Source organism: Chryseobacterium sp. MDT2-18, from assembly GCF_030815285.1.
Classification (GTDB): domain Bacteria; phylum Bacteroidota; class Bacteroidia; order Flavobacteriales; family Weeksellaceae; genus Kaistella; species Kaistella salivictor.
On record NZ_JAUSWQ010000004.1, the window covers coordinates 176,290 to 189,401 of the forward strand.

General features: G+C 37.7%; 13 protein-coding genes. 10 read left to right on the forward strand and 3 right to left on the reverse strand.

Annotated features, from left to right (window positions below):
* Positions 1-47 precede the first annotated feature (47 nt).
* A complete protein-coding gene (locus QF004_RS06100; RefSeq protein WP_307423971.1) occupies positions 48-911 on the reverse strand; it encodes a hypothetical protein in 864 nt (287 codons plus the stop codon).
* A gap of 110 nt (positions 912-1,021) precedes the next feature.
* Positions 1,022-1,384, reverse strand: coding sequence for a hypothetical protein (locus QF004_RS06105; protein WP_133439364.1), 363 nt, complete (start codon positions 1,382-1,384; stop codon positions 1,022-1,024).
* Positions 1,385-1,517: 133 nt separating this feature from the next.
* Here QF004_RS06105 and QF004_RS06110 point away from each other — a divergent pair, with 133 nt between their 5' ends.
* The 10 genes from QF004_RS06110 (at position 1,518) to QF004_RS06155 (ending at position 12,403) form a co-directional block, all read left to right on the forward strand.
* A complete protein-coding gene (locus QF004_RS06110; RefSeq protein ID WP_133439363.1) occupies positions 1,518-3,044 on the forward strand; it encodes a helicase HerA-like domain-containing protein in 1,527 nt (508 codons plus the stop codon).
* 14 nt (positions 3,045-3,058) lie between these two features.
* Positions 3,059-4,285: a PolC-type DNA polymerase III gene (locus QF004_RS06115; RefSeq protein ID WP_133439362.1), complete on the forward strand. Its 1,227-nt coding sequence runs from the start codon at positions 3,059-3,061 to the stop codon at positions 4,283-4,285.
* Positions 4,286-4,495: 210 nt separating this feature from the next.
* Complete coding sequence (lysA, locus tag QF004_RS06120; protein WP_133439361.1) at positions 4,496-5,695, forward strand: diaminopimelate decarboxylase; 1,200 nt, start codon at positions 4,496-4,498, stop codon at positions 5,693-5,695.
* A 202-nt stretch (positions 5,696-5,897) separates the two neighbouring features.
* Complete coding sequence (locus QF004_RS06125) at positions 5,898-6,389, forward strand: hypothetical protein (RefSeq protein ID WP_307423978.1); 492 nt, start codon at positions 5,898-5,900, stop codon at positions 6,387-6,389.
* 292 nt (positions 6,390-6,681) lie between these two features.
* Positions 6,682-8,115 carry a tRNA (N6-isopentenyl adenosine(37)-C2)-methylthiotransferase MiaB gene (miaB, locus tag QF004_RS06130; protein WP_133439359.1) on the forward strand — a complete coding sequence of 478 codons (1,434 nt, stop codon included), beginning with the start codon at positions 6,682-6,684 and terminating at the stop codon, positions 8,113-8,115.
* Positions 8,116-8,138: 23 nt separating this feature from the next.
* Positions 8,139-8,435: a hypothetical protein gene (locus QF004_RS06135; protein WP_307423983.1), complete on the forward strand. Its 297-nt coding sequence runs from the start codon at positions 8,139-8,141 to the stop codon at positions 8,433-8,435.
* 34 nt (positions 8,436-8,469) lie between these two features.
* On the forward strand, positions 8,470-8,715 hold the full coding sequence (locus tag QF004_RS06140) for a PDDEXK nuclease domain-containing protein (protein WP_307423986.1): 246 nt from the start codon (positions 8,470-8,472) through the stop codon (positions 8,713-8,715).
* 25 nt (positions 8,716-8,740) lie between these two features.
* Complete coding sequence (locus tag QF004_RS06145) at positions 8,741-10,012, forward strand: sigma-54-dependent Fis family transcriptional regulator (protein WP_307423988.1); 1,272 nt, start codon at positions 8,741-8,743, stop codon at positions 10,010-10,012.
* Positions 10,012-10,584 carry an LptE family protein gene (locus QF004_RS06150; RefSeq protein WP_133439355.1) on the forward strand — a complete coding sequence of 191 codons (573 nt, stop codon included), beginning with the start codon at positions 10,012-10,014 and terminating at the stop codon, positions 10,582-10,584. Before QF004_RS06145 ends, QF004_RS06150 begins: the two co-directional genes overlap by 1 nt.
* 1 nt (position 10,585) lies before the next feature.
* The gene (locus QF004_RS06155) at positions 10,586-12,403 is read left to right on the forward strand and encodes a hypothetical protein (protein WP_307423993.1); all 1,818 of its coding nucleotides are present in this window, start codon (positions 10,586-10,588) and stop codon (positions 12,401-12,403) included.
* A 31-nt stretch (positions 12,404-12,434) separates the two neighbouring features.
* Here the strand turns inward: QF004_RS06155 and QF004_RS06160 are convergent, their stop codons facing one another.
* Positions 12,435-13,082: a DUF4126 domain-containing protein gene (locus QF004_RS06160; RefSeq protein WP_307423995.1), complete on the reverse strand. Its 648-nt coding sequence runs from the start codon at positions 13,080-13,082 to the stop codon at positions 12,435-12,437.
* Positions 13,083-13,112: the final 30 nt, after the last annotated feature.

Sequence of the window (13,112 nt, forward strand, 5' to 3'; positions counted from 1 at the left end):
CCATATTATTTCAATCAATCAGTCCTGATGTTTTTTGTAATAAAAAATTAGAAATCGATTTCGAAAAAGAGGTTGCTCGCCAAATTGGTTTCTGTAACTTCCTGTCCCGCCAAAACGGTTCCGTCTGCTTTCGCCAGCTGTAAATTGATTTTCCAGTAACCCGTCATAGTCAATGAAAATTTACCTTTATACAATTGTCCGGCAGCAGTTTGAGTTGCGTGAACATTATTTGGAGAACCGTGATTTCCCATTCCCGGCATTCTTGGATCTACTTTTACGGTAAAACCATCTACCACAGGAAAAGTCATCATATCCTGCATTTTCCAGACTCCCAGAACCATATCATTAATGGCAACTTTTGGAGATTTCGGTTCAATATATGCCACCACATATTTTACATTATCGCTTCCCGTAAAAGAGTTGACTGTTTTTTTGGTTTCAACAGGAACGTTTACCACAGTAGTTGCAGTATAAGCAGTTGCGCCAATGGTATAATCAATTTTCAGATCCCAATATTCACTTTCATTTCCCGGCATTTGAAAAACAATATAACCGGAATAAAGAGATCCTTCGGGAGTTACTTTTTGAATCACAGAATTAGGGCAGGAATGCGTCATCATGGTCATGTGCATCAGCGGTTTCCAGGTAATGACTGCGTTTTTTTCGTACTGATTGGTTGCTTTATTTTTAAGCCGAAGTTTAATATCATTATACCCTAAACTGGTCGCTCCCGACTTAGAATACAATTCGATAATATGAGTATCATTGGTTATTTCTTTTATTTTTAATAAACCTTCGATTTCAGTATTTGGATTTGCGGGATCCACCGGATCATCGTCAGAAGTTCTACAGGAGATTACAAGAAATGCCATTGCCAAAAGGGCAAGTATCGTTTTGAATGAAAATTTCATTTTTTTTTAATTTAGTGATAATTTGACTGAATATTTTTTTCTCTTTTTAAGAGACGGTCAAACCGCTTCAGTTTCTGTTGAAAAAGAAGAGTTTAACACTGGAAATCAAATCACACTTGCGGCGGATGGGGAGGAATACTGAGCAAAATTTCGGGAATGAAAAGCTCTTGGTAGCTGAAATCCGCAGATCTGGAAGGAGCGGAGTTTTGTTTTTTAATAAAAAAATCAACCGGTGCTGTCGGCAAAATATTAAATTCAAAAGCGTATTTTACCAGATTAAAAGGGTTCGTGCTTTTATCACTTTCTTTTTTCATCTGACATTTTCCGTGACAACTAAGCTCCGGTTTCGCTTTATTGATACAGTGAATTTCGTAGAAATCCTGATTGATCTTATAATCAATCATAAAAAGCGAGTTCTGAAAACTTGCTCCAAAAATGATAAATGAAAATATGACCGTTATTAAGGATTTCATAACAGGTCAAAATTAAGACTTTTTAATCTTAATTAAAAAATGATTTTCATCATCTAAATCAGGGAATTTTTCGCCCAACGCATTTCCTAATCTCTATTATTTTTTATCTTTAACCTCTCAAAGAATATTAAAGATGGCAGATAAAGCAAAATTCGTTCAGGAACTTTCTTCAAGATACGCCCCAAAAGGCGAATTCATCACTTTAGGAAAAGCCATGCTCGACGGCGAAGTAGTGAGCGAAGTGGATATAACCATTCCATTAAAAACGATCAACCGCCACGGATTAATTGCGGGAGCCACCGGAACCGGAAAAACAAAAACAGTTCAGGTTTTTGCAGAACAACTTTCCCACGCCGGAATCCCCTCTTTGGTTCTGGATATTAAAGGTGATTTCTCTGGTATCGCAGAACCGGGAACCGAAAACGCCATTATTAATGAAAGATACGCCAAGACAAAACTTCCTTATCAACCACAGGCTTTTCCTGTAGAACTCATGTCGATTTCGGGAGAAAAAGGAATTAAACTAAGAGCAACCGTTACCGAATTCGGCCCGCTTTTATTATCGAAAATCCTTAATCTTAATGATACGCAACAAAGCATTATTTCGATCGTTTTCAAATATTGTGACGACAAAGGCTTACCGCTTGTCGATTTAGATGATTTGAAAAAAGTCTTACAATATGTGACCGATAATGCGCAGGGAAAGGCTGATTTGAGCAATAACTACGGTTCGATTTCTACCGCTTCTCTGGGCGCGATTCTTCGTTCAATCGTGGCATTGGAACAGCAAGGCGCCACCTCATTTTTCGGAGAACCAAGTTTTGATGTAGAAGACCTGCTTCAAAAAAGAGATGGAAAAGGCGTTGTGAACATTTTGAGAGTCGCCAATATCCAAAGCAAACCACAACTTTTTTCTACCTTCATGCTTTCTTTGTTTGCTGAAATTTATATGATGTTTCCGGAAGAAGGAGATTCCGGCAAACCGAAACTGGTGCTTTTCATCGATGAAGCCCATTTGATTTTTAATGAAGCCTCGAAAGTTTTATTAAGTCAAATTGAAACCATGGTAAAACTGATTCGTTCCAAAGGAGTCGGAATTTATTTCATCACGCAGATTCCTGGAGATGTCCCCGAAAATGTTTTATCTCAGTTAGGCTTAAAAATACAGCACGCCCTTCGCGGATTTACCGCCAAAGACAAAAAAGAAATTTCGAAAGCGGTTGAAAATTATCCGACCACAGAATATTACAATGCGAAAGACCTGATTCAAAACCTGGGAATTGGCGAAGCATTCATTACGGCATTGGATGAAAAGGGAATCCCGACACCGTTAGTTCAAACTTTCTTAATTTCACCAGAATCAAGAATGGATATCCTAAGTGACGCAGAAGTTGCGGATTTAACAGGCAAATCGGCAATGGTTGCGAAATACGAACAGACCGTCAATAAAGATTCTGCCTACGAAATGCTGACCAGCAGAATGGAACAGGCAGTTCAGCAAGCAGAACCAACATTGAAAACGCGCCCTGTAAAACAGGAGCCCGGCATGTTTGAAAGTGTAATGAAATCTCCTGCAGGGAGAACATTTGCCACGACTTTGGCTAGAGAAGGCGCAAAATTTGTTTTGGGAATGTTTGGTTTAGGCGGAAGAAAGAAATAATAAAAAAATAAATTTTGTACTCAGTAATAGATATAGAAAGTAACGGTGCCCCTTTCCGGAAGGAGAGTATCATCGAAATCGCCGTATATAAATATGACGGCCACCGGATTATAGATCAGTTTATTTCTTTGGTCAATCCGGAGCGAGACATCACCCCGTTTGTTCAGAAATTAACCCAAATTTCACCGAAAATGGTGAGAACTGCGCCGAAGTTCCATGAGATCGCAAAAAGAATTGTAGAAATCACCGAACACACCACTTTGGTTGGGCACAATATCGAATTTGATTACCGGATGCTCCGACAGGAATTCAAGCGGTTAGGCTACGAGTTCAAAATCAACACGATAGACACCATTCCTTTAGCCAAAAAATTAATTCCTGAGGCCGAAAGTTATAATTTGGGGAAACTGGTAAAGTCGCTGGGAATTCCGCTGGTTGACCAACACCGTGCGTCGGGGGACGCCAAGGCGACGTTGGAACTGTTCAAATTATTGATGATTAAAGACAAGGATTCCGAAATCATTCAACAACATCATGACGAAGTTAATTCGAAATCTTATTTGAATAAAATCCGGGATCTAACACAGGATCTGCCTGCAGAAAAAGGAATTCTCTATTTTCAGAACAGAGAGGGAGAAATCATTTATTCAGAATTTGTGGACGATCTTAATAAATCTTCCAAAAACATTTTCCACTCGAAATCAAAGCGTTGGGTTACCGTTCAGGAGGACGTAGAACAGATTCAGTATGAATTAACCGGAAGCGATATTCTGGCAAAACTGATGATGAGAACCAAAGGCCTGAAAAAGAAAGAATCGTTACCGTTTGGGCTTTACCACAAAAGTGAAAAATATTTCGTCGATAAAATCACCAATCAAAAAGTAGACAAACCACTGTTGAAATTTAAATCCTTTACGCAGGGAATAAAAGCGGTGAGTTTCATCAACGGAAGACCCGAATTAAAGGAAATAAAAAATCTTGAACAATTAATTACCATTAATAAAACCGATGAACTATGGTTGTCACCCGGAAGGATTTTAGGAGAAAAATCATTCTTACAATTTGAAAAAGGAAAACTCATTGCGTACGGCTTTTACGAATTATATACCCAAATCGAATCTTTGAAAAAATTATCGGGTTTAAAAATTAACATCGATTTCCCAACCGAAGATTTGAAAAATGATTTGAAAATGGGGCTTTTACGGGGTGATTTTGAAATAATTCCAACTCCTTTAAAATAAATAGCGCAGAATTAAATTAAAAATTTTAATTTTGACGGGAATTTAACAAAACAAAATAATGAAAATTCAAAAATCTATAAAAAAGGGTGCTTCTAAAGGGAAAAAGTTTTTCTCTAAAGCAAACTCCGTGGATTAAGAGCAGATATTTTAATAATATTGTAAAGCAGGCTCTTTGGGGTCTGCTTTTTTTAATGTAAAAAATAAAATAATATGACAGATAAAAATTTAATTAAAATCGCCGAGGAATTCGGAACGCCCACCTACGTTTATGACGCAGAAAGCATCAAAAATCATTATGAAAAACTCACCTCATCGTTTCATAAAAGCACCCGCTTTTTTTATGCTGCAAAAGCACTGACGAATATTAATATTTTAAAATACATTAAAAACTTAGGTGCCGGTTTAGACTGCGTTTCGATCAATGAGGTAAAACTGGGTCTGAAAGCAGGATTCACGCACAACAATATTCTCTTCACGCCCAACTGTGTCGATTTATTGGAAATCGAAGAAGCGATGAAATTAAAAGTTCATATCAATATCGATAATATTTCAATACTGGAGCAGTTTGGCACCAAATACGGCAATACCTATCCGATTTTTGTCAGAATCAATCCGCATATTTATGCAGGTGGAAATCACAAAATATCGACCGGTCATATCGATTCTAAATTCGGAATTTCTATCCATCAGCTTCGTCACATTACCCGGGTAATGAAATCGACAAACCTTTTAATAGAAGGTCTTCACATGCATACCGGAAGTGAAATTAAAGATCCGGAAGTATTTATTCAGGGACTCGAAATTATGTTTGAACTGGCCGAGCATTTCCCCGATTTAAAATATATCGATATGGGAAGCGGCTTCAAAGTCCCTTATCAGGAAGGCGACATCGAAACCGACGTGAAAACTTTGGGCAAAAAAGTGGAAAAAGTTCTGGCGGAATACCATAAAGAAAGCGGAATAAAATTCGAATTATGGTTTGAACCGGGAAAATATCTGGTGAGCACAAGTGGACATTTTTTGGTAAAATCAAACGTGATCAAACAAACAACCGCCACCGTTTTCGTGGGAATTAATTCCGGTTTCAATCATTTAATCCGCCCGATGTTTTACGATTCTCACCACATTATCGACAACTTGTCAAATCCAAAAGGAGCGGAAAGAATTTACACCGTCGTGGGAAACATCTGTGAAACTGATACTTTTGCCTGGGACAGAAAATTAAATGAAGTCCGTGAAAATGATATTTTAGTTTTCAGAAACGCCGGCGCTTACGGTTTTGAAATGAGTTCTAATTTTAACTCACGCTTAAAGCCTGCAGAAGTTCTGTTCCTTGATGGAAAAGCACATTTAATAAGAAGGCGCGAGGAATTCGATGATTTGCTGAAAAATCAAATCGAAGTTTTGTAAAAAACATTCAAAACGAAATGACGGAAATTTCCCTAATTTCCGTTATTCTACTTTATACAAAAATCCGGCACTCTGTCGGATTTTTTTGCTGTGGATTCAATCTTGGATCGAAGCTAATTTTAATCAGTTTAAACAACAAGGTCTTTTTTGTTTTGTTTTAATTTTAAAAATGAAGTAACTTTCAATATTAAAATTTCAAACCATGAAAAAAATATTTTTGCTATTAATTTTTGCTTCCGTTTTTTCTTACGCCCAAGAAGTAGAAGATTTGCAGGAAGGTTATTTTTTCTCTGAAAACAGTAAAAATTTCTTCAGAGTTGACATTAAAAAACCTTACGATTACTATAAAGTAACCTCTTGTTTGGATGATTCCCAGTTTACAAGAGCACAATTCGACGGCGGTGATGCCGCTTTTAACAGAGAACTATTCAAATATATTTCGGCTTATGTAGATAAAGAAATTTATGTGGTAAACGGGACTTTCTTTCTTCACCTCAATATCGATAAAGATGGAAAAGTCACCAATCTGGAAGTCACGCCGAAAGCAGCAAACAGCGAAGGATTTTTACGTGATTTGAAATTCGCTGTAAAAAAAATCAAAAAAACCTGGACGCCCTCAAAATGCAATAATGTGCCGGTAGATTCTAGAATCCGGATTAAATTAAATTTCGTCACAGAAAGTGTTGACGCCTAAGAAAAACAAAAGTATATTTTTAAAAACTTTGTCGGTAAGCGCAAAGTTTTTAGTGTTTATATTGAGTCAGCAGGAAATTTACCTTGATTTTTTTGTAGATTGATGGCCAAATCAGCTTTAACAAAAAATGGAATCTCCTTTCTTCCGTGGAATTGCTATAAATCCAGAATGTCGATTCGGATTGGTTTTCTGTTAATTACTATCCGGAACAAACCCTGCCATTCTGTCATAGAAATTTGTATCTTTGCACTCTTATTTTGAATATAAAATTCGAAATCTAAAATTTTATACCGTGCAAGAAAAATATATAGACGAAACCAAACAAGGGGAAGCCTTTGCCATAGCAGAAAAACCACAAAACTCTAAAAAATTGTTTCTGGAAAGCTACGGCTGCCAGATGAATTTTTCTGACTCGGAAATTGTTGCTTCGATTTTGAACGAGCAAGGCTACAACACGACTCTACTGCCGGAAGAAGCAGATCTTATTTTACTGAACACATGCTCGATCCGTGAAAAAGCAGAACAAACCGTCCGGATGCGACTTTCTCAGTTTAAAAATTTAAAAAAAGAAAAACCAAATTTAACCGTAGGCGTTTTAGGGTGCATGGCGGAACGTTTGAAAACCAAATTTCTGGAAGAAGAACATTTAGTTGATTTGGTTGTTGGACCAGATGCTTACAGAGATTTACCCAATTTATTAAAAGAAACAGAAGGGGGCCGCGATGCCATCAATGTTATTTTATCCAAAGAAGAAACGTATGCCGATATCAGCCCGGTTCGTTTAGGTGGAAACGGTGTTACCGCTTTTGTGACGATTACCCGTGGTTGCGATAATATGTGTACGTTCTGCGTCGTTCCTTTTACACGTGGTCGTGAGCGCAGCCGTGATCCTCATTCAATCATTGAAGAATGCAAAGAATTGTGGACCAATGGTTACAAAGAAATTACGCTGCTCGGACAAAATGTAGATTCTTATCTCTGGTTTGGAGGCGGCGCTAAAAAAGACTTTAAAAAAGCGACTGAAATTCAGCAGTTGACAGCAATTAATTTCGCACAGTTAATGGAAATGGTGGCCGTAGCAGTTCCGGAAATGAGAATCAGATTCTCAACTTCTAATCCGCACGATATGAGTACGGAGGTTTTCAAGGTCATGGCGAAATATGACAATATCTGCAAATATGTTCACCTTCCCGTACAAAGTGGAAGCGACAGAATGTTGGAAAAAATGAACCGTCAACATACCCGTGCAGAATATCTGGCTTTAATTAATAAAGCAAAAGAGCTGATTCCTGAAGTTTCATTTTCACAGGATATGATTATCGGATTCTGTGGCGAAACAGAAGAAGATCACCAACTGACTTTAAGTTTAATGCGCGAAGTAGAATACGATTACGGTTATATGTTTGCGTATTCGGAACGCCCGGGAACTCCGGCAGAGAAAAAAATGGAAGACGATATTCCGGCGGATGTTAAACAAAGAAGATTGGCAGAAGTAATTGCATTGCAAGGCGAACTTTCCCGAAAAAGAATGCAGGGTTATGTGGGCAGAAATCACGAAATCCTGATTGAAGGAACTTCCAAAAAGAATCCCAACCAGTGGAAAGGCAGAAATTCTCAGAATGCAGTTTGTGTTTTCGATAAACTCGAAGGCCAGAAATTGGGCGATATTGTGACGGTTTTCGTTCATGGAAATACACAGGGAACGCTTTTGGGGGAAACGGTTTAGAGTTACCAGCTTCAAGTTTTTTAATGATGAAAAAAATTAAAATCAATAAAGCGGTATTAATTTACTTTTCAATAAGTTGGATTCTAGGAATCTTTGTTTATTTTTTTGGCTTTTATAAAGAAGATAGTTTTATGATATTCTGGTTTTTTGCTGTTGCATTTAATGCAGTAATCAATCTGACAGCTTTAATTTTTTTATTGATTTTGACCTTAGTTTTTATAGAAAATCGAAAAGAATTTGTCACATCAAGTCTTGTGTTACTTTTTAATTTTCCTTTTATAGTAAGCTTTATAGTATTAGTAAATTCATTATTGGAATAAAAAATCATTTTAAAGGAAATAAGTTCCAATAAACTTGAAAAAATGTAAATTCCGCAAACAGCAGATGCAGATGTACATAAACTATTACGACAGAGAAGTAAAATTAGAGGACGGGAATAAGACCATAGGAATCATTCTTTGTCAAGATAAAAGCGAAGCCTTGGTACGCTATACATTGCCAGAAAACAATGAGCAGATATTTGCGAGTAAATGCTTAACCATTTTGCCAAGCAAAGAATCATTGAAAAAATTATTAGAGGAAAACACATTTGAAATCTGATGCCAGGCATCTAAATTTATTAAAAATGACAGACTTACAATCCATAAAGACACGCTTTGGAATTATCGGAAATTATCCGGTCCTTAATCGGGCATTGCAAAAAGCAATTCAGGTAGCACCCACAGATATTTCTGTTTTGGTGATGGGAGAAAGTGGTGTAGGGAAAGAATTTATACCAAAAATAATCCACGCCGAATCCCGCCGCAAACACCAACCTTATATTGTGGTCAATTGTGGTGCAATCCCGGAAGGAACCATTGATTCTGAATTATTTGGCCACGAAAAAGGAGCTTTCACCGGTGCAACTTCAACCCGAAAAGGATATTTCGAAGTCGCAGATGGCGGAACTATTTTCCTGGATGAGGTGGGCGAACTGCCTGTTCAGACGCAAGTCCGTCTTCTTCGTGTTTTAGAAAGTGGCGAATTTATGAAAGTGGGTTCTTCCCAAGTCCAAAAAACCAATGTGAGAATTGTAGCCGCAACCAATGTGAATATGCTGAACGCCATTAATGACGGAAGATTTCGCGAAGATTTATATTACAGATTAAATACCGTACAAATCGACATGCCGGCTTTGCGTGAAAGAAAAGGTGATATACATTTGCTTTTCAGGAAATTCGCCATTGATTTTGCGGAAAAATACAGAATGCCGGAATTGGTTCTTACTGACGACGCCATTAATTATTTAGAAAACTATCCTTTCCCTGGAAATATCCGTCAGCTGCGAAATCTGGTAGAACAAATGACAGTTGTGGAACAGGAAAGAACGGTCAACTCTGTGAAGTTAGCAGAATACATCCCGATACAGACCCAACTTCCAGCGGTGATTCAAAATGGAAGCGGCAGATCGTCGAACGATTTTAATTCGGAGCGCGAGATCATGTACAAGATTCTTTTCGACATGCGAAATGACCTTAATGATTTAAAATCCTTAACTTCAGAACTGATAAAAAATCGTGAAAACAGTGATTTCAGTCATCACGAAAAAAATCTGATTAACCGTGTTTTCACCCCTGAAACTCAGGTTCAGAATCCGAATTCAATGCTCTATTTTGAAAATCAAAATCAATATCAAAACCCGATAATTTCAAAAACAGAGGAGGAATACAGCGATGTAGAAGATATCGAAATCGAAGAAACAAAAGCAGATTCCTTATCGCTTCAAAACAACGAAAGAGAACTGATTGTCAAAGCATTAGAAAAACACAAAGGCAGACGAAATAAAGCGGCGGACGAACTGGGAATTTCCCAAAGAACCCTGTACCGAAAAATTAAACAATATAATTTAGAAGACTAATGAAGAGATTTCAAACAGCAAAACCTACATTGCAAGCCGAGAAAACCCGCTTCATCCGGCTCTTTTTCCTTGGCTCTTTTTCCTTGGCTCTTCTAACCAGTTGTTACAGTTTCACCGGATCATCATTAAGCCCCGAAACTAAAACGATTGAAATACGTGATTTCCCTAACAATGCACCTCTGATGAATGCCAGTTTATCGCAGGAATTTTCCACAGCGATCCAAAACAGGTTTTTGCAGCGAACAACTTTAAAAGGGACAAAAGAAAAGCCGGACATTTTAATTGAGGGAGAAATTACAGATTACTCCATTACGCCAACGACCATTTCCAGTTCAGTAAATGCACCGGGTGGAAATATTCAGGCTGCCCAAAACAAACTGACCATTACAGTGAAAGTACATTATGAAAACCACGTTCCTAATGAGGAAAACAAAAGTTTCGACCGGGTTTATTCTGACGAGGCGGTTTTCAGCAGCGACTTAGACATCAACACCATTGAAACCTCCCAGGTTAAAGTGGTGAATGAGCGAATCATCAATAAAATTTTTAATGATATTGTAGCCAACTGGTAAAATGAACGGACGAATTTTAGAATTAGCAAAAAACCCTGACCAATTTCAAATCAAAGATTTGGAACTGCTGAGCAGTGAGATCAACAAACATCCTTATATTCAAAGTTTGCGGGCGTTACACCTTTTAGGAACACACCGATTAAAGCCAGAAAATTATTCGAATGAACTTTCAATAACTGCCGCCTACACCACAGATAAAAAAATTCTTTATCAGTTGATTAATGCGGTGAAAGAAACTAAACCTTCTATTGAAAGCATTCCTGAAACCATTACCCCAAAAGAAACCGAAACCGCCCCAAAAAACAAATTCACCGAAATTGAATCTAAAGTAACCGAAACCCCAAAAGCGGTTTATGTTAATGGTGAATTGAACAGGATTTTATTTGAAGGTGAAGAAGATTTTCTCGAGAGAGAAACCGAAACCATCGATTTAGAATCCTCTCTGGAAGCCGGGCAAATTGTAACACAAAAAACCGAAAAATTAATCAATGCGGAGGAAAAAGAAGCGTTCTCTGAAATAGAGGATGCCGAAACTTTCAGCACTGAAACTATTATTAAAGAGGAAATTGTTTCCGAAGAAAAAGCGGTTATTGAAAACCCTTCTGAACTTAGTTTTCACGAAACGGCAGAATTTCTACCTGATACTAAAGTGGAACCGAAAGCCATTACCAAAGAAGTTCAGGAATTCGAAGAAAGTTCGGATTATGAATCCTTCAGCAAAGAAACAATTATTGAGGAAGATCTTATTTTGCAGGAAAAACCCATCGTAGAAGATCCAAGTGAGCTAAGTTTTCACGCTACAGATGATTTTTTACCGAACGTTAAAATAGCTTCAAATCCGGAAAAAGCAGAAATTCAGGAAACGGCAAAACCTGCTTTGAACAAACATGAAGAAGAAATGAAACGCCTGATTGCCGAAGTGGAGGAAAAAATGAAAGCCTCGAAAAAGCAGAAAACTCCGTCACAAACAAAAGACGAATCTCCCCAAAGCGCTGAAGTTAATTTTTCTGAAACCCAAAGTTTTGAAATCGAAAAAGCAGAGCAAAAAAATAGTGAAAAACCTGAAAATATTCAAAAAACAGAACATTTAATTAAAGAAAAAACACAAATTCAACCCGTTGAAATTTCTCAAAAAACAATTGAACTTGAAACAGAATTTATTCAAGAAGAGAAACCTGTTTGGAAGCCAATGTCATTTTCCACCAACATTCCCGATGCTTTAATTTCTAAAAAAACAGAAGAAAAATCGGTAGGAAAAGAAGACATTAAATTAGCAGAAGCTCCGGTCAAAACTGAAATGTCCGGAACGAACACAGAGCAAAACGCCGTGGTTGAGCGACCGGTTTTCAATGTTTCGTTTTTTACCCAAAATGTTTCGGCGCTCGAAAAAGCAAACAGGGAAGAGGAAACTCAAACCTTTCAAGAAGAGGGAAAAACCAACGAAATCTTAGAAGACAGCAATGTTCCTGATTTCATCAACACCTGGCAAAGCTGGCTGAAAATCGACCGGACTAAAGAGGAAGCCAAAGAGAAAATAGAAATATCGATAACGGAAATTAAAAACAAAGTCATCGAAAACTTCATCGAAAAAGAACCGAGAATATCGAAACTCAAAGAGGAATCGGATTTCGTAATCAAAGAAAGAAATGACGATATTTCGCATTTGATGACCGAGACTTTAGCCAACCTTTATACCGAACAAAAACTATACACGAAAGCGATTAAAGCCTTCGGAATCTTATCCGAAAAACATCCAGAAAAGAAACCTCATTTTGATGATAAAATAAAGCAAATCAAAGAATTAAGGCAAAACAAATAAAACGATAACCCACTGAATTTAGTGGGTTATTTTATTCTATATTCCTGCGGTCAACCGCTTCTACATTGATTGTTTTCGAAGTTCGGTCTGTCTTAAAGTTTTGAAATTTCCGCCAAAGTTTTCGGCCCAAAACCAAAACAATTATAATTAAAATAATCGTCACAATAAATGCGATAATTGGTGCAGCCATAGCTAAAATTGACATTACTCCGGCGCCAGCAGTTTCGGTGGTTGCGACAACCGAATTCCCTAATCCCCCAGTAGTTGCGGTTGATGCAGCACGAGTTCCGGCAAAACCCGAACTGATTGCAGCAGCCGTTCCGCCACCGGCAATTAATGCTAAAGTCCATTGGGGAAAAGTTCCTAAATCTGCAAACTGACTCGCAAACATCACAGAACCCGCAATGGTCGCCAAGGGCACCGACATGGTATCCAAAAGATGATCTACGAAAGGAATATAATAGGCAAGAATTTCAACAACTGTTGCAATACCCGTGGTAATTAAAACAGGTAAACCGGCAAGCCATGCGAAACTCTCATTCATCGGAATCCAGCCCATGTAAGAAGCGAGACTTACGGCAAACATCGGCAGAAAAACCCTGAATCCAGTTGCTGCAGCTAAACCAACGCCCATAAAAGCACTCAGAACATAAGGCAAATAAGGAATATTATCAAACATTTGTGTGGATTTTAAGTGTATTTGTTTTCC